Source organism: Allocoleopsis sp. (assembly GCF_036703385.1).
In the GTDB taxonomy this organism is placed as follows: Bacteria; Cyanobacteriota; Cyanobacteriia; order Cyanobacteriales; family Coleofasciculaceae; genus Allocoleopsis.
The window spans coordinates 1-19,776 of record NZ_DATNPA010000158.1 but is presented as its reverse complement, the minus strand read 5'-3'; the positions used below and the strand labels follow the sequence as shown (position 1 = coordinate 19,776).

General features: G+C 48.0%; 19 protein-coding genes. 10 read left to right on the top strand and 9 right to left on the bottom strand.

Annotation, left to right across the window (positions count from 1 at the left end):
* Together V6C93_RS08070 and cax are read right to left on the bottom strand one after the other, a co-directional pair.
* The coding region (locus tag V6C93_RS08070; RefSeq protein ID WP_333476142.1) for a serine/threonine-protein kinase at positions 1-775 on the bottom strand (775 nt) is incomplete at its 3' end.
* A gap of 384 nt (positions 776-1,159) precedes the next feature.
* Positions 1,160-2,275 (bottom strand): calcium/proton exchanger, encoded by a 1,116-nt coding sequence (gene cax / locus V6C93_RS08065; RefSeq protein WP_349262649.1) that lies wholly within the window; start codon positions 2,273-2,275, stop codon positions 1,160-1,162.
* Positions 2,276-2,779: 504 nt separating this feature from the next.
* Here cax and V6C93_RS08060 point away from each other — a divergent pair.
* Positions 2,780-5,434 (top strand): DUF3536 domain-containing protein, encoded by a 2,655-nt coding sequence (locus V6C93_RS08060; RefSeq protein ID WP_333476140.1) that lies wholly within the window; start codon positions 2,780-2,782, stop codon positions 5,432-5,434.
* 471 nt (positions 5,435-5,905) lie between these two features.
* Here V6C93_RS08060 and V6C93_RS08055 read toward each other — a convergent pair whose 3' ends face one another.
* Complete coding sequence (locus V6C93_RS08055) at positions 5,906-6,082, bottom strand: hypothetical protein (protein WP_333476139.1); 177 nt, start codon at positions 6,080-6,082, stop codon at positions 5,906-5,908.
* A gap of 371 nt (positions 6,083-6,453) precedes the next feature.
* On the opposite strand from V6C93_RS08055, the gene V6C93_RS08050 reads away from it, so the two are divergent.
* From V6C93_RS08050 to V6C93_RS08030, 5 genes are all read left to right on the top strand, one after another.
* A complete protein-coding gene (locus tag V6C93_RS08050) occupies positions 6,454-6,726 on the top strand; it encodes a GlsB/YeaQ/YmgE family stress response membrane protein (protein ID WP_333476138.1) in 273 nt (90 codons plus the stop codon).
* Positions 6,727-7,056: 330 nt separating this feature from the next.
* Positions 7,057-7,551 carry an ester cyclase gene (locus V6C93_RS08045; protein ID WP_333476137.1) on the top strand — a complete coding sequence of 165 codons (495 nt, stop codon included), beginning with the start codon at positions 7,057-7,059 and terminating at the stop codon, positions 7,549-7,551.
* Positions 7,552-7,802: 251 nt separating this feature from the next.
* A complete protein-coding gene (locus V6C93_RS08040; RefSeq protein ID WP_333476136.1) occupies positions 7,803-8,003 on the top strand; it encodes a hypothetical protein in 201 nt (66 codons plus the stop codon).
* A 623-nt stretch (positions 8,004-8,626) separates the two neighbouring features.
* Positions 8,627-10,087, top strand: a complete 1,461-nt coding sequence (locus V6C93_RS08035; protein WP_333476135.1) for a vWA domain-containing protein — start codon at positions 8,627-8,629, stop codon at positions 10,085-10,087.
* Positions 10,088-10,287: 200 nt separating this feature from the next.
* Entirely contained in the window at positions 10,288-10,608 is a 321-nt protein-coding gene (locus tag V6C93_RS08030; protein ID WP_333476134.1) for a hypothetical protein, read from the top strand.
* A 30-nt stretch (positions 10,609-10,638) separates the two neighbouring features.
* Here the strand turns inward: V6C93_RS08030 and V6C93_RS08025 are convergent, their stop codons facing one another.
* Entirely contained in the window at positions 10,639-11,124 is a 486-nt protein-coding gene (locus tag V6C93_RS08025) for a low molecular weight protein-tyrosine-phosphatase (RefSeq protein ID WP_333476133.1), read from the bottom strand.
* A gap of 53 nt (positions 11,125-11,177) precedes the next feature.
* On the opposite strand from V6C93_RS08025, the gene V6C93_RS08020 reads away from it, so the two are divergent.
* The gene (locus tag V6C93_RS08020; protein ID WP_333476132.1) at positions 11,178-11,303 is read left to right on the top strand and encodes a hypothetical protein; all 126 of its coding nucleotides are present in this window, start codon (positions 11,178-11,180) and stop codon (positions 11,301-11,303) included.
* Between the two features lie 119 nt (positions 11,304-11,422).
* The gene (locus V6C93_RS08015) at positions 11,423-12,817 is read left to right on the top strand and encodes an SGNH/GDSL hydrolase family protein (RefSeq protein WP_333476131.1); all 1,395 of its coding nucleotides are present in this window, start codon (positions 11,423-11,425) and stop codon (positions 12,815-12,817) included.
* 120 nt (positions 12,818-12,937) lie between these two features.
* Here the strand turns inward: V6C93_RS08015 and V6C93_RS08010 are convergent, their stop codons facing one another.
* The 3 genes from V6C93_RS08010 to murC all read right to left on the bottom strand — a co-directional run bounded on the left by V6C93_RS08010 (position 12,938) and on the right by murC (position 16,135).
* The gene (locus V6C93_RS08010) at positions 12,938-13,282 is read right to left on the bottom strand and encodes a YbaB/EbfC family nucleoid-associated protein (RefSeq protein WP_333476130.1); all 345 of its coding nucleotides are present in this window, start codon (positions 13,280-13,282) and stop codon (positions 12,938-12,940) included.
* Positions 13,283-13,402: 120 nt separating this feature from the next.
* A complete protein-coding gene (gene murB, locus V6C93_RS08005; protein WP_333476129.1) occupies positions 13,403-14,380 on the bottom strand; it encodes a UDP-N-acetylmuramate dehydrogenase in 978 nt (325 codons plus the stop codon).
* A 195-nt stretch (positions 14,381-14,575) separates the two neighbouring features.
* Positions 14,576-16,135 (bottom strand): UDP-N-acetylmuramate--L-alanine ligase, encoded by a 1,560-nt coding sequence (gene murC, locus V6C93_RS08000; protein WP_333476128.1) that lies wholly within the window; start codon positions 16,133-16,135, stop codon positions 14,576-14,578.
* 573 nt (positions 16,136-16,708) lie between these two features.
* Here murC and nadD point away from each other — a divergent pair.
* Positions 16,709-17,374 carry a nicotinate (nicotinamide) nucleotide adenylyltransferase gene (gene nadD / locus V6C93_RS07995; RefSeq protein WP_333476127.1) on the top strand — a complete coding sequence of 222 codons (666 nt, stop codon included), beginning with the start codon at positions 16,709-16,711 and terminating at the stop codon, positions 17,372-17,374.
* 302 nt (positions 17,375-17,676) lie between these two features.
* Positions 17,677-18,693, top strand: coding sequence for a type I glyceraldehyde-3-phosphate dehydrogenase (locus tag V6C93_RS07990; protein WP_333476126.1), 1,017 nt, complete (start codon positions 17,677-17,679; stop codon positions 18,691-18,693).
* A 210-nt stretch (positions 18,694-18,903) separates the two neighbouring features.
* Here V6C93_RS07990 and V6C93_RS07985 read toward each other — a convergent pair whose 3' ends face one another.
* Positions 18,904-19,038 (bottom strand): hypothetical protein, encoded by a 135-nt coding sequence (locus V6C93_RS07985; protein ID WP_333476125.1) that lies wholly within the window; start codon positions 19,036-19,038, stop codon positions 18,904-18,906.
* A 49-nt stretch (positions 19,039-19,087) separates the two neighbouring features.
* On the bottom strand, positions 19,088-19,776 hold a 689-nt coding region (locus V6C93_RS07980; RefSeq protein WP_333476124.1), incomplete at its 5' end, for a thiamine-phosphate kinase.

The window sequence follows — 19,776 nt, the reverse complement described above, 5'->3', positions numbered from 1 at the left end:
GCTGCCAGAGCAATTCCCCGGTACGCGGATCTTCAGCAAAGTCATTGGGACATTTACCGGTAAGCAGATAGACAAAGGTTCGCCCCACAGCAAAGAAATCGGATTGGGGCACGGCTTTACCCTTTGCTTGTTCGATGGGGGTGTAGCCTGGAGAGGTCATGCTCCTAACATCCTGCTCACCACTCGCTGTCACCAAGTAAGTGTCGCTTGCTGCTTTGGCACTGCCAAAATTAATCAACACCAGTTGATCTCTAGGGGTGAGGATGATGTTAGAGGGCTTGATGTCGCGGTGAAAATACAGTTGCTGGTGGACTTGAGATAAAATTTCAATCAGCTGTTTTAGCCAGTTCAGGGTTTGGGCTTGAGAAAGAGGCGGATTTTCTGGCTGGCGCTGCCATTGTTCTAAGTTGATGCCTTCGATTTTCTCCATCACCAGGCAGTGTAGGGGCTGGTTGCAATTTTTGGGCAGAAAGGTAAAGTAGCCATCCGGCTCAATGTGGGGAATACCTGGATGATCCAATTGGCGCAACACCCGTGCTTCCTGCTGAAATACGGCTACAACTTTTGGGTCATTGAGGAGAAGAACTTTTAATATTTTTAGTATTCCTCGCTCTTCTACCTCATAGATTTTGCTAAAACCTACTTCGTCTAGTAACTGCTTTACCCGATAACGACCTTGCAAGCCAAGCTGGGAGCCACAGTGGCAGCAGATCGCGTTTTGAGCATTGAGGGGATCAGCTGGCTTCGGGCATTTGGGATTAATGCAGTAGCTCATAAGACCCTGGTGAATTAGCTTACTTCCTGTCAGGGCGATCGCTTTTTACGGGGGTGCCGTTGTTAATCGCACATTCTGTAAGCATAAAGTAGATCTCACAAGGCGATCGCTCGTCCATCAAATCTCTGACCTAAAATCCTGTTAATCAGGATTTCAGTCCACTTCAGTGGACTTTTTCTATGAGCCCGGAGTTCAAACTCCGGGCGGATACGAACAACTTACCGAGGATGGTGCAACAACTTAGTTCTAAGTGAAACTTTTCCTTGAGGAAGTTGGTCGCATCTTTAACTGATTTGAAGGATTGTCACTCAGCGAAATAACAAGGCTTAGAACAGTGTTTGAGCCTCGGAGCACGACTAATCGAAAGCTAGGAACCTTGACGCCTTACAAACCCAAACCCTGACTGACCGGATGGAAGTAAAACGCGAACCCTAAAACCAAATAGGTGGCTAGGAGCAAGGTACCTTCTAGCCAGTTTGACTTCCCATCAGAGCTGATGGAATTGGCAATTAAGACGGACACAACTACTGCCACCAGTTCAAACGGATTGAAGTTCAAATCCATCGGTTTACCCATCAACCACCCAGCAAGGACTAACACGGGTGCGACAAATAAGGCAATTTGCATACTAGACCCTACGGCAACCGAAACCGAAAGATCCATCTTGTTTTTCATCGCTACAGTAACTGCTGTCGCATGTTCAGCGGCATTTCCAATCACCGGCAGAAGAATGACCCCGGTAAATAGGGCGGATAACCCTAGCTCCGAAGTCGCTTCTTCTAGGCTGTCAACCAACAGTTCTGACTCCCCAGCGACTAGAAGGGTGACAACCAGAAGTACTCCAACCCATAGCCAAAGATTAGGTTGATGTTTGGGTTCTTCCACAGCAAGGTTCGACTCCGCGAGGTCTTCCATGTCTACCATGCCAACATCGAAGAGATAGCTATGGGTTTTCATGGAAAACAGCAGTGTCAACCCATAAACTAGGATTAACACCACAGCAACAGCGATCGAGAGACGCTGGATTGTCACTTCGCTAAGACCAACGGAGGTAGCATCCATTGCTGTGGGGAGCAGAATTGCAATCACGGCTAGGTTCATAGAGGATGCATTCACCCGCGCCACAATCGGCTGAAAGTCTTGCTCCTTATAACGCAAGCCCCCCAACAGCATAGAAAAGCCCATCACTAAGAGTAAGTTACCGATAATCGATCCCGTGATGGTGGCTTTGACAACATTGACTAACCCTGCATTTAGGGCAATTAGGGCAATAATCAGTTCTGTGGCATTACCAAACGTGGCGTTGAGTAACCCCCCTAAAGTGGGGCCAGCCACCACAGCGATTTCTTCAGTGGCAGTGCCCATCCAGGCGGCTAGGGGGACAATCGCCAAGCACGATGTCACAAAAACCACAGCCGATCCCCACTCCAAAAAGTGAGCGGCGATGGAGACGGGGACAAACAGAAGTAAAAGTGACAAAATTGTATTCTTGTTGAGCATCTAGATTTTCTGTACCTCAAACGCAGAGCTGTAATAGGACTCTATAGCGAGTCCCAATTGATTGGAATACTCCAATGTAGTAGGGACACGACAGTTGTGACCCTACTGTGCGGTAAACACAACTAAAAATCGCTATAGAATAATCCCATCTCGCAGCTAACCCAAATATGTCATTGGGTGGGTGCCGCTGCCCAGAGGAACTTTTATTTTTGAATTAAGTTCTATAAAGTTACCGCAAGTTCCTTGAACTTCCTGTTTGTTTAAGGTTGAGATTGCGGTTTACTAGGAACAGTACCCATCTTTCAAAGCTTTTACCTCCTCACGCAAGCCCATATCCCAGACTGACTTGACCTTCGCTAAAGTCTGCTTTCAATCTTTCCTTAATTAAATTCTTGGCATTGAAGTAGACCGTAGTTTGCGGGATCAGGGAAATTCTCTGTCTCCAAAATGGATGCGTAGAGCAGGAAAGCCCTCTGACTAGTTTTTTAGATATTTGGTAATCCCATGACTTCTGCTGCTGAGATTCCAGCTTCTCAAGCTGATGCAATGGTGTCCATTGCAGACTTGCAAAATGATGCGGGGATCGCTAGCGATCCCCTAAGGACGGCGACCGGTGTTTACGTGACTGTCCACGGTCATTTTTACCAACCGCCGCGTGAAAATCCTTATCTGGACACCATCGAACGTCAGCCGAGTGCGGCTCCCTTTCACGACTGGAATGAGCGAATTCACCACGAGTGCTATCGCCCCAATGCTTTCGCCAGGGTGTTGAATCAACGGGGCGAAGTTATCGGGATCGTCAATAACTATGAATATTTGAGCTTCAATATTGGCCCCACGCTGATGTCGTGGCTAGAACGTTACGATGTTGAGGTTTATCAGCGGATTTTGGAAGCGGATCGTAAGAGTTGCGATCGCCTCAAGGGTCACGGCAATGCGATCGCACAAGCCTACAACCACATCATTTTGCCCCTAGCCAACGAACGGGACAAATACACTCAAATCCGCTGGGGCAAAGCAGATTTCCGATCCCGCTTCGGGCGCGATCCCGAAGGCATGTGGCTGGCGGAAACCGCTGTCGATTATCCCACCCTAGAGGTACTGGTGGACGAGGGTATCCAATTTATTGTCCTCGCTCCCTCCCAAGCCGAGCGCTGTCGCCTGATCCCCAGTGATGAGCAACCTGTTACCCAATGGCATGAAGTTGGCGGTTCTCAGATCGATCCCACTCGCCCTTACCGCTGTTTCCTGGCAGATGGGCGATACATCGATATCTTTTTCTATGACGGCCCTATCTCGCGAGATATGGGATTTAATGATGTTCTCAGCGATTCTTATAACTTTGCAGGGCGCATTGGTCAAGCCGTGCGTGGGGATCATCGAAGATCACAGCTGATTTCGGCCGCCACGGATGGAGAAACCTTTGGGCATCACAAAGGCGGTACGGAAAAATGTCTTGCCTACGCCTTTACCCAGGAGTTTCTTCACCGAGGTTGGACGGTAACAAATTTTGCCCACTATCTCAGCATCAATCCACCGACTTGGGAAGTTGTGTTGAAACCCGTGACGGCTTGGAGTTGCTCCCACGGCGTGAACCGTTGGCAGGATGACTGTGGTTGCGGTGGCGGCGGAGTCTGGAACCAAAAATGGCGGCGTCCATTACGGGATGCCCTAGATTGGTTGCGGGATAAGTTAGTTAAGGTTTATGAAGAGACGGGTCGCCAATTCTTCCGCGATCCCTGGGCGGCACGAGATGAGTATATCCAAGTAATTCGCGATCGCTCCCCAGAGAATGTCGAGAACTTTCTGGGGCGTCACCGAACTCGCAAACTGACGGCAGCCGAACAAATTGACGCCCTCCGTCTGTTGGAAATGCAGCGTCACTCGTTGCTGATGTACACCAGTTGTGGTTGGTTTTTTGAGGAAATTTCCCGTCCCGAAGGCGTCCAAATTCTGCGATATGCCGCTCGTGCCTTGGAATTAGCCGGGGATGTGGCTGGCGTACAGTTGGAAAAATGCTTTGTCAAACGTCTTGCCTTCGCCCCTAGTAATGTTGACTTCTTCAAAGATGGGGCTGCCGTTTATCGGCATTTAGTGGTATCGGCGCAAATCAGCTTTAAGCAAGTGGCGGCGCACTATGCGATTACCTCTTTGTTTACCAGCTATGCGCGACAACAACGGGTTTACTGCTATGACGCCCAGCAGCTAGACTACCAGGTCCAACGCATGGGATCGCTGACGCTAGCGGTGGGACAACTGCGACTCGTTTCAGAGATTACCTGGGAAAGCTCTCATCTGGTATTTGCCGTATTGCACTTGGGAGGCTGGGACTTCCACTGCTGCATTCAACCGTTTGCGGGGCGTCGGGTTTACAGCAAACTCAAGGATAAGGTGTTTAATTCCCTCAAGCAGGCGAGTGCTGCCCATGCGATTCTGGCGATGCATCAGATGTTTGGGAATGAGTCCTTTAGCTTGCAGAACCTGTTTGCTGAGGAGCGTCATCGGATTATGGGACTCTTGAGTCGGGAAACCTTGACGCGCTTAGATCAGCTATACACTCAGGTTTACCGAGATAATTATGGAGTGTTGATGGCCTTCCATCGGGATGAGTTGCCAGTGCCGCAAGAGTTACAGGTAGCCGCAGAGATTGCGTTATCTAACCGAGCTCTCACTGCAATCAAGGCGCTGGACTCGGCCATCAGCGATCCCCAATTGGTATTGTGTCATTTGGCAGAATTAGAAGCGATCGCAACCGAAGCCAATCACATGCGCTGTCAGCTGAAAATCCGAGATGGCAAGCCAACGCTGGAGAAGTTGATTTTGCGATCGCTCTGGCAACTGCTTCATGATACCGATCCACATACCCTCTCGGCTGACCTTGATTTCATCCGGCGTCTGATTGAGGTGGGCAATCAACTCAACCTTGGACTTTCACTGGCTCAATGCCAAGAACTCTACTTCAACTGTCTCCAGCCGCGCATTGAACCCCTGTTTCAAGTCGCAATGCAAGCTCAGTTGATGGGTGAAAATAAGCGTTCGGGTGAGACAGCTGATGTAACAACAAAAACAGATTGCGACATCATTCAGCTGCGCCAGTTGCTCCAGCTTGGTGAAAAACTAGCCGTCGATGTCAGTTTCTGGTTGAGCCAGTTGCCGTAGGGAGCATCTCTATCTTGTAGGTTCGGCATTCTAGGGGCGCACAGCCGTGCGCCCTTATAGTAGGTATATTTGAAACTGGAATGCATCGGTTGCCGTAGAGCGCTTCTACCATGTCCGCTCTGTAAAACCACACTATGAAGGAGTTTATAGTGCCCACTCCGAGAGGACTAGGAGTGGGCACTCAATCGCTCACTATCAACATAATTTTATTAAGGATAATCAGCCAGACATTCTAGTAGAGTCTATCTGAAACAGCTCTAAAAATCACTGAATAAATCCTAAAATTAGCAACATTGAATTGCTGAGAAACAATAAGCTTTTTATGATAAATGAGAGGCTACAAATTCTGGGAAATGAATTTACCAAACTGAAGGAATAGACCTAAGCCGCTGCCTGAAGCTAAAGGCACCGATAGAAATAAGAACTGCCCTTGGCACTTAGGGTTAGGCTGAGTCTAAGTTGTTAACGAATCTAGGATGTTGGCTTGCCTCCTTGATTGGGTTGGTGAGAGCGCTGTTTTCTTTTCTTAATTTTCTGCCACAATCTCAGCGACAATTCAATTTGTTCTCTTGTTAAAGGCGGTATTCTGCCACCTCCCCATAGCTGCTTTAGCTCTTCCTCTCTACTAGCATTCAGTTCAATCAACATAGAACAACCACTCCTTCCTAGCTGTAAACATCAGCGTGACTATATGTACTTATCACATAAATCTTTGCGATTTATGCAGCGATTCTACAGAGCGCATAGACCAGAATAATTATCCAAGACAGCTCCTGAAAGAACCTAAAGAAGTAGAGAATCGCCAGTTTATAAAATTTTAATTCTCTGTGCGAAAATTTATAAATCTCAGTAAATTGCTTTAGGTTTTATTAAAAAACTTAACTTTTCTGTCAATATTAATAAGCCTTAAGGCTTATGTCTTAAGGAAATGAGAGATTATTTCGTAGGAAAGATGGAAGAGAATGTTTGCCCCTGATACCTTGAAAGAGTCCAGAAAAGTTGTTTAAAAATTTACAGTTATGAACTTACTTGCTTGGATAGTTTTAGGTCTCCTTGCTGGTGCCCTTGCTAAAGCCATTTACCCTGGTCATCAAGGAGGTGGCATTTTGGGTACACTCTTATTAGGAATTGTTGGAGCATTTTTAGGTGGAACGTTAGCTCTACTTTTGACTACAGGAAGCTTGTCATTGGCGGCACCCACTTTGAGCATTCCGGGCGTAGCTTTAGCCGTCTTAGGTGCAATTATTGCCATCTTTATTTGGCACCAAATTAATGGACGCAGAGTTTATTAGAAAATGAGCCTTAAATCTCTACGTCATCAAGGAATTCAAAATAACTCTTGAAAACAGACTGCAATCTACTGCTAAAAATCTGGAAGGTCAAATGTAGGAAGCGGTTAAGGAGAAGCTTATGGATGAAACGAAAAGTTAATTGACCAAGCTTAAATTTTGCTACAAAAGCCCCTATAGTGGAATATAGGGGCTTTTGAATGATGAGGTATCTCTAGACAAAATCAGCTTTATGTATCAAGGGGAATATAGAATTATTAAATTCTCTGCCTAAGGGGCATTCGATACAGGACGAATCAATGAGATAGAAACTACTTCTGTAGAAAATATGCCATGTCTGCCGAACATAAAAAAACTCTTATCCTGCGCTACTATGAGGAATTTGACAAGGGCGATTTAGCTCAAGTAGAGGATATGCTTGCTCCGAACTTTGTCGCCTACCTTCCTGGAATGTCTGAGCCACTAGATCGTGAAACATTCAAACAGTTTGCCCTCATGTTCCGCTCTGCTTTTCCAGATATTCAGCATAGCTTTGAAGAAGTCATTGTAGAAGGCGATAAGGTTGTAACTCGTGGGACGTTTACGGGTAAGCATCAGGGAAAACTGCAAGGACTTCCTCCTACTGGCAAGCATGTTACAGTCTCATTCATTCACATAGACCGCATTGTAGACGGTCAAATCATGGAACACTGGGGACAGGCTGACATGGTGGGTATGTTGCAGCAACTGGGTGTAATTCCTTTGCCAGTTTGGCAAATTTTGAAAATTGGCGCGATCGCCCTAACCATTGTATGTCTCATCGGTAGTTGGGTTTTGCTTAAGACCTGAGCCCGGTAAAAAAGATCTCTGTAGTCATACCAAACCCGCCTTGATAACCCCCTTTTTGCTTGAAGTCTTTTCTTTCTTCTGCCTTTTGCCCTTTGCCTTCAGCCTTGTCTCCACTAAAAAAGGGGTATTTAACCCGGATTTGGTATCAAGCCCTTGACAAAAATGTAGTATAAATGTAGTATTAAAATTAAGGCAAGCGGATAAAACCTTTTTTTTAGACCCAGCTTACCAGCATTAAGGAGGTGTTTAAAATGGTTCACGTTCGATTTGAAGGTCGTTCCTACGACATCCCAGAGAATCAGCTCGGTGTAACCGCAGGAATGAATGATTCCATCATTAAAGAACGCCTCGTACAGCATTTTGATGTGACGCGCGATCGCTTCCAGTCTTACGTGGTCGATCGCCGTCCCAGTGGCGACCTAATTATCCGTCCAGAAGCCGTTTACGGATAACGTGTTGTTCAAATAACATCTTGTTCAAAGCGATCGCGCCCTGACGAAAGAAGCCTACAAACTGGTAACGTCTGATTCAATATCAGATAGTAGGTTCAAATCCTACCCTCTCCGCTACATGGAGAGGGGTAAAAACAAAAGCTTCTTTGACTTGCGCGATGCCTTATTTCATCTTTGAAAATTCCGCGTCCTAACCTAAAAAGCCTACACACAGGTTAACTGATCGGTCGTAGGTTCAAATCCTATCAGCTCCTCTTAAGGAGCTGTAGCTCAGAGGTAGAGCAATCAGAGTGAAAAAACGCTTTTTTAACTTACGCGGAATGACTCTTATTGTAATAATGTCTTGGGAAGCACGCTTAAGTTGGGTTGAACCCGACCTGAAATTTATTAACTGGGTACTTGAACATTGATATTTGTATAAAATGGCAGTTGTCCGCGCCCTAACTGAAAAAGCTTACATACTACCCTTTAATAGTAAAAAAACAGCTTTATCGACTTGCGCGACACCTTAATCTTTACCTTAGGAACATGCGGAAACTGCCTCCCATCGATTGGAGATTTAAAGAGATTTACACCTCTTGAATCTCCAAGTCGGCTGACAACTAGAGAAGGAGGTAGTTGCAATGAATAGGGCAGAGCATGACTTACGTTTGGATATGCTCAACAGTCTGCTGACTACGCCACACCGAGAATTGGATAAAGTCGCAGAACTGCACAAGACGATGGTCGAACTTGACCCCATTTTTTACGGGCACTTGGCGGTATGGTATCAAAATAATGGGGATGTTCGTGACCATAAAGAAGTATTTATCGGCAACTTATTGACCAGTCATTTAACCGAACATCGTGATGCTGGTTTCGTACTGTTGCAGGAGTTTCCGCCTTATCAGGTGTCACGGATTGTAGACTTCTTAAAGCAACATCGGGGGAAAGTACCGCGTTCGACTCGTACAGCCGTGCGTCGTTATCTGGAAAGACGGGAGAAGAATCCTGCATTTTTTGACCGTTCGGCACTGCGATCGCGCAAGGCCATGAAGCACCTCTATGCTACCTTGCACATTAAGCCCAATCCACGTGCAGATGCCGTATTGTTCAAGGACAATCCGCCAGAAGATAGCCTTGCTTTCGCGCTGAAGTTGCTGGCGAACTGCGCTTCGCGCAGCGCCGAAGGCATCGCATCCTCACCTCTAGAGCAAGCTCAACTGATTGTAGAACACAAAATTCCCTACACGATCGCCGTGGGAGCTATCAAACAGCTGACACCTACGGTATTGGTGGCGCTGATTAACTCCATGTCGCCTCAAGAGGTGATTAATAACCTCAAGTCGCTCCAAGTTCGCGGTGCAATGAATAATCCCCAAGTGAAGGCTCTCATTGATGAGAAATTGGAAAAGGCACAAGGCGATACGCGTGTCGCAGCTCTAAAGGCGCGAGTTGCGGCAGACGTGGCTGATCTGGACGCCGAGACAGTTGCACGTCTAGAGCGCGTCATGGACGAACAGGTGAAAAAGCGTGGACAGATTACGAAGGATACAGCGCTCTTGGTGGATAAGTCTAGCTCGATGGAGAGTGCGATCGAAGTGGGTAAGCGCATCGCTGCTCTAATTTCGGGCATTACCACGGCTGACTTGTTTGTCTACGCTTTCGACACCTTGCCTTACCCCCTCAAAGCATCTGGTAACCAGTTGAGCAACTGGGAGCGAGCCTTCCAGCATCTCAATGCGGGGGGTGCTACGAGCATTGGTGCGCCTCTGGAAGCTATGCGCCTGAGAAAGCAACGGGTTGAGCAAATCATTTTAGTAACTGACGAAGGAGAGAACACCGCACCCTACTTCGCTGAAACTTACGACGCCTACAAGCGTGACCTCAAGGTAGAACCGAGCGTTCTCGTTGTCAAGGTGGGTTATGCCTACGATTGGCTGGAGCGTAAATTACAGGAAAGACAAGCACAGGTAGATACCTTCACCTTTGCGGGTGACTACTACTCCCTCCCAAACCTCATCCCACTCTTGAGTCGTCCTTCACGGCTGGAGTTGTTGATGGAGATTCTGGAGGCACCGTTGCCAGTGCGGGATTGGAAGTAGTGTTCAACTACCAATCAATAGAGACGTGAGCGATCGCGTCTCTACTTTTTTATGCGCCCAAACCTGGTTTTTACCTTTATTGTTGATCGAATGATGAAATCGATGGTTTATTGGGTATGCCGATTCAATCAGGCAAAGAGATCAAGTTCACAGAGGTTCTAGAAAAGTTAACGAAATGGAGACAGGAACTGGTTGAGCAAATGAGAAACCCGAGTACGACTCAGTTTGCCAGAGAAGAGATTCTCCAGCTCAAGAGTCAACTGGATCAAGCGATCGCCTGTCTCCAGCTGTGTGAACGATACCAAATCTCACTCAATTCCAAGGTGATCACAATTCCTCCACCACAACAGGGTCGTTTGTCTAAGTATCACCTGATGGATGACTGTGCATCAGCAGAGCCAGATTGCTGGAAAGAAGTAGAGGTAAACGGCAAACCCCTTGCCGTTTTACCTGGCAGTCTCATCATTCATAAGGATGCAGGCACTTCTTGTTCAACCGCTCAGTCAAACCGTAAAGAATAGAAGACTCAACAATTGGGTCACTCCATCAGCCTATACGGTCAGCTTGTACGTTTTAACAACATGTTCTAGTAAACCCTCACAGGCGTCTAAGAGCAAGTCGATAACCTTATCAAATCCTTCCGAGCCGCCGTAGTAGGGGTCAGGGACTTCTCGATCGCTGTGATGGGTAGCAAAGTCACACATCAGTCGTACTTTATCTTGATACTTTCCTGCTGGGTCGAGGAACAGAATATCCTGATAGTTCTCCCGATCCATTGCCAAAATCAGGTCAAAGTTTTCAAAATCCGATTTTTGCAACTGCCGCGCTTGTCCCTTAAGCTTTATCCCTCGACGAAGAGCTGCTGCCGTCATCCGTCGATCTGGAGAAGCACCAATATGATAACCACCAGTGCCAGCAGAATCACAGATAATTGTCTCACTGAGACCCGCTTGTTCAATCAAGTGATTCATAATGTTCTCAGCGGATGGAGAACGGCAGATATTACCAAGGCAGACAAAAAGTAATTTGCAGGGCATAGGTATAATAGTTCGCTTCTCGTGCAGTTGGAACAACGACCAATTGTTAGACAATGAGATCTCGCACGTTTGTGTCGGGAGAAGTTGTCGATCGCCTGTCCTACTCGGTGGAGGTGTCTCGCTACACCAGTGTTAAGTTTAGCAACGAAGCTGCCCGATGCTGCCGTTACTCTTGTTGATAACGGATAGGCGGACTCAATCACAACCATTGGCGCTGTTATTCCGGCAACAGTCCACTGGTTACCCTCAATGTAAAACAAAGCTGCCTGATTCCAGGGTAATTTAAGGAAAGTATTTAATGTTCAAGTCGCACCGTCGCTCTTACCGAAAGCCCCACCGCTCATTACCCCTCCCAGTAATCATCCTGGCTATACCTTTAGTTTTGATTCTCCTGGAATTGTCGGTACGGCTTTTCGTCGGTGTTACGGGTAAAAGCGCTGAGTTGGCAGCCTATGAAGGTCAACCGGCTAATGTTACTGCTTACTGCCTCAAGTTCCTGAGTCAAACCCAAAAACCTTACGACGGGTTATCCGACCGTGGACGCCTTGCCGCCCAACCGAGTCTAGCTGGGGGCTACAAATTAGTCGGCAACCAAAAGAATAGTTTCTGGCAGATTAATGAGCAGGGTTTCCGTGACGACAACCCGGTTCCCTTGGAAAAACCCAAAGACGAAATCCGCATTTTTCTTTTAGGTGGCTCTACCGCTTTTGGTCAATGGAGTGCCAATAACCAAACTACCGCCACCATAGCAAAGAAGCTGGAAGCCCGTCTGAATGAACGAGTGGCGCAGCAGAGGCGTTCTCCCCAAAAGTACCGACCGATACCTTTGCCTGTCTATAAACCGGAACTAGAGAAAGCCCTGACTTTGCCACCGAAGCTTCGAGAGGGTCAGTATCGGGTAATTAATGCGGCTGTACCAGGCTATGCCTCTGGAAATCAACTCGCTCAGCTAGCCCTGCAAATTTTGCCCTATAGCCCAGATGCTGTGATTGTTTTGGATGGATATACCGACCTGATGCTGCCCAGTAATAAAACTCAAACGGATATTCCCGAAATCGACAGCTTCCTCAACAACGCACCAGGACACTTATGGGCTTACCTCAGGGGGAAATTGACCAATTGGATTACCGACACTTATTTAGTGAAAGCCATACAATACTGGCTATTGCGTCCACAGCCCTCGGTCAGTCAGCTCAGTTTGGTGGTGCCGGAAAAGACCGCGCCCTTAGAACAACATCTTGCCACTGACCCTACTGAACTACAGCGTCGTGTGGCACGCTACCACAACTTCCACAAGCAAATGGTCAAGCTGACAACAGGAGCAAACATTCCTTTAGTAATTGCTGTTCAGCCAGAAATTACAGGTCGTGGAACCAGTAAGCTTTCTCGCGATGAGCAGAAGCTTTTAAAGGAATTGGGCGCTGTCTACAAACAACGGGTACAAACAGGGTATGCCCAGTTGGAGAAAGCCACACGGAAACTACAGGAGGCGTTTCCCAAAAATGTCAAAACCCTATATTTTTACAATCTCTACGAAAACTTTCCCAGTCGAGCGTTTTATGACGCCGTTCACTTGACGGAGGAAGGGAATGCCCTGCTAGCAGAGAAATTGTATCAGGCGATCGCGACTGTACCCAAGCTACAGGTGGCTCCTCCCAAAAAAAGGGGGATTGGGAATGACAACGAAGGATAAAGCGATGAAGAAGGGAAATGTTATACAAGAACATAAGCTCCTATGAACTCCAGCGCGGCGCTAAAACCCTTCAAGTGCATACTTCACACTTCATACTTTCCCAGCCCCTACTGCTGGCCATTACATTCCTGGAAGATTTAGCCCACTGGTGAGTTCTTCCATACGTTCGCGCATCGTCGCGGTGGACTTATCGTAGGCATCCCTCATAGCTATTGTCACGACTTCAGAAAGTGCTTCTGCGCCCTGAGCCATAGCATCTGGAGAAATAGTTACTCGTATCGGCTCTTGGTTACCGCTCAGAACGACTTTGACAGTACCATCTTCTGATGAACCCTCAATCTCCATCCGCTCCAATTCTTCCTGAAGCTGTTTGGCACCTTGTTGAACCTCTTGGGCTTTTTTGAACGCCTCGGCAAGCTCTTTCATCTTGCCTAAACCGAAGCCAAATCCTTGTCCTTTTGTCATAAAAATCTCCGGGAAGTCTGGGAACCCACTCCTTCCAGGGGTGGGAGGAAAGACAACTCAGCAGCGAAAGCTGCCTACAGTAGTCTTAATCTTAGTACTACTCGTGTCTCTGTGACAGCTCTAGACGGGTTGAAACTCGCCTAAGATTTTCACTTCTGGCTCTAACCAGAGTGACCAATGCTGTTCCACTTGCTGTTGAATATGACGGATGATTTGGAAGATATCGCTGGCTTGGGCACCACCGCAATTGAGGATAAAGTTGGCATGGCGCTCGGCAACTTGAGCACCACCAATGGTGTAGCCTTTTAGACCCAGTTGTTCAATTAACCAAGCCGCCGGACGAGTATCCGGATTGCGAAAGACGCTGCCACAGCTGGGTAAGTGATAGGGCTGAGAGCGTCGTCGTTGTTCCAAATGTTGAGATGTCGCTGCCCGAACTTGAACTGGATCAGCGCCCGGTTTCAACTGAAAGGTTGCCTCAACGACTAAGCGATCGCCGCCTTGTAAGCTAGAAGTCCGGTACTTAAAGCCCAAGTCTTGAGGGGTTAGCTCCTCCATGACTCCAGTCGGTGAAAGAGTTTGGACATTGACCAATATATCTGCCGTGCAGCTTTTGTGAGCGCCTGCATTCATGACCACTGCACCGCCGACGGTACCAGGAATTCCCACTGCCCACTCTAGCCCTTCCCAACCGCGTTCTGCGGCTTGCCATGCCAGACGAGCCAGGGGTTCACCAGCACCGGCTGTGACTCTCCCCGTCTCTTCGTCGAACTGGGTGTGGCGTAAATGGCGAGTACAGATCACTAAACCGGACAAACCGCGATCGCTAACCAGTAAATTAGACCCTGCCCCCAACAGCGTTAGAGGTAATCCTTGGGAGTGCCCCCACTCGAAACTCGCTTGTAAGTCTTCTAGGCGTTGGGGAGCAACATACCACTCGGCTGGACCTCCGACTCGAAATGAAGTCAGGCTGGCTAAAGGGGCTTGGGCTCGGAGTGGGCAATCAGTTCCGGGCAGGTAAAGCCGCGACTCGTTGTAAAGTATCTTCTTCTGGGTGAGTGTGCTATTAACACGGGGGGGATCTTGGGACAGAGTCATATTAATACGCGTGAAAAGAATGCCAATCGGTCTTAGGCAATGGAGTTGGGGTCAAACATATTCTTCTGGGTTTGATTAACGCAGGGATTGGGGGTTGGGAGATTCGCTTAACTCCTGGGATTGGGGGATTAGATCGGGACTCTAGTTTCATGTTCCCAGTGCGGGAGTTCCCACTCCCCAGCTCCTTCATCAAACTCAGGCTTTCTGGCTCAACGCTCTGGAGCTATCGTTGTCAGACTTTTGATAGAATTCCATGACTTGGGGAATAATCTGATTAAGATTGCCTGCTCCCAAAAATAGGGCGAGGTCTCCCGGTTGGAGGATTTGTGTCAAGAATTCGGTAACTGACTCTAGAGTTGGTTGGTAATACACCCTCTTATGGTGAGCCGCGATCGCATCTCGAACCTGCGGACCCGTAATTTGCCCTAAGTTGGGTTCGCCAGCACTGTAAATGTCGGTGAGTACAACGATGTCGGCATTGCCAAAAGCTTCAGCAAATTCCGGCAAGAACGTCAAGGTTCGACTGTAGCGGTGGGGCTGGAAAATGGCAACAATGCGTTGTTGGTCTGATTGCAATCCTAGCGTTTCGCCTCCACGCACGCGGGCGGCGGCGAGAGTGGCTTGGATCTCGCTGGGGTGATGGGCATAGTCATCGACGAACGACATGCCTTTACACTTACCCCGAAGCTCAAATCGGCGTTTAGCTCCCTCAAAGGTTGCGATCGCCGACTTAATCACGTCAAACTTTAAGCCCAGATGTCGCCCTACTGCCACCGCTGCCAGGGCATTGCTGAGATTGTGTTTACCCAGTAGCTTCAAATGCAACTCGCCTAAAACCGTATCACCTTCCCACACACGGGCTGAAGTACCATAAGGCTGATAATTGACATTATCCACGCTGTAATCAGCACCAAGATCTCGCCGCAGGCTATAGCTTTTCGTGAGTTTGATCCGGGATTTCACCGTTTCACAATCAATGCACCCCACTAAGGTTTGGCAGTGTTCAGCAAAAGTCTCGAAGATGCCAATCACCTCTTCAAGTGACTCATAGTGGTCTGGATGATCCAATTCAATATTGGTGATGACACCAATCTGCGGAGCAAGCTTGGCTAAAGACCCATCCGATTCATCGGCTTCGGCGACGAGATAGGGACTATCCCCTAAACGAGCATTCCCCTCCCAGGCATCCACCTCACCTCCTACGATAATCGTTGGATCGAGACCTGCTTGCAATAGGAGATACCCAATCAAACTACTCGTTGTTGTTTTGCCATGAGTACCTGCAACCGCTACGCTTTGGTAATCTTGAATCAAGGCTGCCAGTAAATCTGAGCGGTGAAAAATCGGGTAACCTCGCTCTAGAGCGGCCTGATACTCAGAATTAAATGGATTTATCGCTGTTGAACAGATAACTTGGGGCAAGCCTAAGGGAACTTTTTCGGCAGGTATGAGCGAGTGCGATTTTGAGAGTTCACACGAGATTCCCCCATTCGCGCTGATACCGATCACTGTCGGCATTTCTTCATAGACCGATGGGTTTGCTGCTCTGAAAAATTCTAAGTTAGTAGCATCTTGCTTTCTAAAAAGATGAGCGCCTACGGACTGCAAACGTCGAGTAATATGCGTCGAACGGATGTCTGACCCAGATACAGGGAGTTGACGCTTTGCTAGAACGTAGGCCAGGGCTGACATGCCAATTCCACCAATCCCGATGAAATGAAATGGCTTTCCACTAAAATCAACATTATTCGGCATCTTGACTCCTTACACACCACACCACACAAGCCTACTGTGCCAATAACACGCGCTATCATATCAAGAATTGATTTTTCAAGATATAGCGAACTAGGGATTTATCGGAAGTTTCTCGCGATAGGTCTACTTATGATAGATTGGGTTATTGGTCAGTTGGATTTTTCTATCCCCAGACGGTTTTTATTATTAAACATATAGGCTAATTCCTGATCCGGATAGCCTAATTTAGTCTAATTTAGACTAATTCCTGATCCGGATAGCCTAATTCCTGATCCGGAAACTTGAGTCAAGGACATGACATCAGTAAACCAGATGCATGATATTGGCTACTGTCGCACTCGGCTGGACTTCGTCAAGCCTGTATGCCCCCTTTGCTTGCTGGCTGATACCCTGACCTAAAGGCCAATTGCAAGCCCCCTACTACAAGGCAACTTTTATCGGTCAGCAAAGGTTCTCCTGATGGAATAATAAACGGGCTGTACAGGAGACGCTCACGATTCAAATCCCTCAATTCTCCTATTCTCGTGCTATTCATCCTAACCTTTAGTTAGGTTTAATCCCCCTCGATTGGGTATGGAACGAGTAGCAATTTTGGGCGGCACTTTCGATCCTGTGCACTGGGGACACCTGGTGATCGCCGAGACGGCATTGAGCCAGCTAGGGTTGGAAATGGTGATCTGGGTACCCGCTCACCGCCCTCCTCATAAGCATGGGCGCTGCTATGAGCATCGTCGCTTAATGGTAGAAATCGCGATCGCACAAAATTCAGCTTTTGTCCTCGAAGCGGGGACAACGAAGCATACAGACCCTGATTATGCGATCAGTACCTTAGCTGAGCTTCAAAATACATATCCCAACCGCCAGTGGTTCTGGATTATCGGTTTAGACGCCTTCCAGACTTTACCACGATGGTACTGCCGCGAAAGACTGGTTCCAGCTTGTGATTGGTTAGTGGCACCACGCCCACTACCCATTACTACACCTTCCACTCGGAACTCGATCACTACCAGCACTCAACAGGAAATCGGTACCCAAGCTATCTGGCTGTGTCAACAAGTTGCTGGACAGCTAGCCTCTCAAGCTATCCCAATTCGCTGGCAGCTGCTGCAAACGCCGCCCATTGGTATCTCCTCCAGTCTGATTCGCCATTACTGCCGCCAAGGTCGCTCAATTCGCTATCTGGTTCCAGATGGTGTCCGAGCTTATATTACTAAGCACAACCTGTATTTAGGAGAGTAGGGATGGGGCTTTTATAGAGAGGAGGTGACCGGAGATGATAGTGATAACGAAGCGGGATGTACTCCAAAGCAGAGCCCCTAGGGGAGTTGGAGGCGAAAGTTTATTGAGTAATCCTGAGGACAGAGTTAAGGAATTCTCCCACTCTCCCACTCTCCCGCTCTCCTGCTCTCCCACTCTTGCTTTTTCATTTCCCCTTCTCAACATCCTTAACTAAATTACCTGTTAGAAATACTCATGCTTTGCGATATGATCGGGAATATTAAAAAAGTATTTACTTACTTGAAGACAGAGGGCAAGACGCAGTGATTAGAGTAGCGATCAATGGGTTTGGGCGCATCGGCCGCAACTTCGCGCGATGCTGGCTGACCAGAGAAAACAGTCAGATAGACTTAGTGGGCATTAACGATACTTCTGACCCCAGAACCAATGCCCACCTGCTGAAATATGACACCATGCTGGGGACATTGGATGCTGATATCAGCGCTGATGATAACTCCATCATCCTTAACGGTAAAACCATTAAGTGTGTATCCGATCGCAATCCGCTGAACTTGCCCTGGGCCGATTGGGGAATTGATTTAGTCATCGAATCGACGGGTGTCTTTATTGACAAAGACGGCGCTTCCAAGCATATGGCAGCTGGAGCCAAAAAGGTACTGATTACGGCTCCTGGCAAAGGGCCAGATGTCGCTACCTTTGTGGTGGGCGTTAATCATCATGATTATGACCACAGCAAGCACAATATTGTGAGTAATGCTAGCTGTACTACCAACTGTTTAGCTCCTTTTGCCAAGGTGCTTCATGAAAACTTTGGCATCATCAAAGGGACGATGACTACGACCCACAGCTACACCGGTGACCAGCGCCTTCTGGATGCCAGCCACCGAGATGTTCGCAGGGCAAGGGCGGCAGCGATGAACATCGTGCCAACCACTACCGGTGCGGCGAAAGCTGTGGGTTTGGTTCTACCCGAACTCAAAGGTAAGTTGAATGGTATTGCCTTGCGGGTACCAACACCGAATGTGTCCGTGGTCGATTTGGTGGCTCAAGTCGAGAAAAGCACCATTGCTGAGCAGGTGAATGACGTTCTCAGAGCCGCCGCCCAAGGCGAACTCAAGGGCGTTTTAGAATACAGCGACCTGCCCCTCGTTTCCTCAGACTATAAGGGTCATGATGCCTCATCGATCGTCGATTCTAGCCTGACAATGGTTATGGGTGGCGATATGGTCAAAGTTGTTGCCTGGTATGACAACGAGTGGGGCTACTCCCAGCGCGTTGTAGACCTAGCTGAACACATGGCGAAGAACTGGCAGAGTTAAGGTTTGGAGTTGAACTTAGCATCACAGCAGTCAACTTGAGCCAAATGTGAGTAATGAACCTGAGAACTCATTCCCAGGTTCATTTTTCATTTAAGCTACCCTACTTTACAAATGAGGCGGCTTAGTCTAAGGATTGTGAGGCTTCGGATAAAATTGGTAAACGTTTAGCAGCTGTTTGCGTCCTTTAAGCTGCACGTCCCCCGACTCCACTTACGCTAAAGTCGGGAGAGTATCAATTGGCACAGTCGTATCCGGAACAATTTGCGATCGCGCAGGGCTGAGTATGGCTAGACAGCCGAGGGTAAGGCTGCTCACAATCCCAACTCGCAAAACACCCTGTTGCATAGCAAATAAAACAGGGTAGGGTAGTAATTGACAAAAGCAATGGCCTATGCTAAAGAAAGAAATGCTGAAATACCCTATTCTGAGTCAGCACTTCATCTGCATAAGCACCCGTACTATCTCTTAACCAGACCTGATTATGACTGGTAATCTCACCAATAATCGCTGCACCGTCCCCTAGCTGCTTCACAAAGGCTTTAGCTTGCTCTAGAGGTAAGCACAGCACCAGTTCAAAATCTTCACCACCATACAATGCCCACTCGATCGCTTGCTGGGGAGATACAAACTTACTCAAATCTGATGGTAAAGGAATCGAAGTTCGCTCAACTGTTGCTCCAACGCCACTAGCACGACAAATTTGGACAATGGCGTCAGCTAAACCATCGCTACTATCCATTCCCGCCGCCTGGATTTTGGATGTTGGTTCCCCCCCTGGACCCCCCTCAGTCTCCCCTTGGTAAGGGGGGAAGATCAAGAGAGACTGTTGCTCTTGGTGGGTTAGGGGAGGTAAGGATTGGGCATCTAAAATTTCCCAAAGAGTAGGTAGGACATCTAATCTGGGTTTGGGGCGTTGGTGAGGTTGGATTAAACGCGAGCGCTCCTGTTCACTCAAATTTTCCCCTAACTCTGGGTTGAGCAGTAATTCTAACCCGGCTCGCGAGGCACCATGAATGCCTGTAACCACGATCGCATCCCCAACTCTGGCAGCATTGCGGCGGATAATCCGGGAAGGGGAAACTT

Excerpts from the sequence above, each read along its gene's own strand:
- murB (WP_333476129.1), bottom strand. The coding sequence starts at position 14,380 with ATGACTCTGTCCCAAGATCCCCCCCGTGTTAATAGCACACTCACCCAG.
- nadD (WP_333476127.1), top strand. The coding sequence starts at position 16,709 with ATGGAACGAGTAGCAATTTTGGGCGGCACTTTCGATCCTGTGCACTGG.
- V6C93_RS07985 (WP_333476125.1), bottom strand. The coding sequence starts at position 19,038 with ATGCAACAGGGTGTTTTGCGAGTTGGGATTGTGAGCAGCCTTACCCTC.
- V6C93_RS08035 (WP_333476135.1), top strand. The coding sequence starts at position 8,627 with ATGAATAGGGCAGAGCATGACTTACGTTTGGATATGCTCAACAGTCTG.
- cax (WP_349262649.1), bottom strand. The coding sequence starts at position 2,275 with ATGCTCAACAAGAATACAATTTTGTCACTTTTACTTCTGTTTGTCCCC.
- V6C93_RS08010 (WP_333476130.1), bottom strand. The coding sequence starts at position 13,282 with ATGACAAAAGGACAAGGATTTGGCTTCGGTTTAGGCAAGATGAAAGAG.
- V6C93_RS08020 (WP_333476132.1), top strand. The coding sequence starts at position 11,178 with ATGAGATCTCGCACGTTTGTGTCGGGAGAAGTTGTCGATCGCCTGTCC.
- V6C93_RS08040 (WP_333476136.1), top strand. The coding sequence starts at position 7,803 with ATGGTTCACGTTCGATTTGAAGGTCGTTCCTACGACATCCCAGAGAAT.
- V6C93_RS08015 (WP_333476131.1), top strand. The coding sequence starts at position 11,423 with ATGTTCAAGTCGCACCGTCGCTCTTACCGAAAGCCCCACCGCTCATTA.
- V6C93_RS08045 (WP_333476137.1), top strand. The coding sequence starts at position 7,057 with ATGTCTGCCGAACATAAAAAAACTCTTATCCTGCGCTACTATGAGGAA.
- V6C93_RS08060 (WP_333476140.1), top strand. The coding sequence starts at position 2,780 with ATGACTTCTGCTGCTGAGATTCCAGCTTCTCAAGCTGATGCAATGGTG.
- V6C93_RS08050 (WP_333476138.1), top strand. The coding sequence starts at position 6,454 with ATGAACTTACTTGCTTGGATAGTTTTAGGTCTCCTTGCTGGTGCCCTT.
- V6C93_RS08055 (WP_333476139.1), bottom strand. The coding sequence starts at position 6,082 with ATGTTGATTGAACTGAATGCTAGTAGAGAGGAAGAGCTAAAGCAGCTA.
- V6C93_RS08025 (WP_333476133.1), bottom strand. The coding sequence starts at position 11,124 with ATGCCCTGCAAATTACTTTTTGTCTGCCTTGGTAATATCTGCCGTTCT.
- V6C93_RS08030 (WP_333476134.1), top strand. The coding sequence starts at position 10,288 with ATGAGAAACCCGAGTACGACTCAGTTTGCCAGAGAAGAGATTCTCCAG.
- murC (WP_333476128.1), bottom strand. The coding sequence starts at position 16,135 with ATGCCGAATAATGTTGATTTTAGTGGAAAGCCATTTCATTTCATCGGG.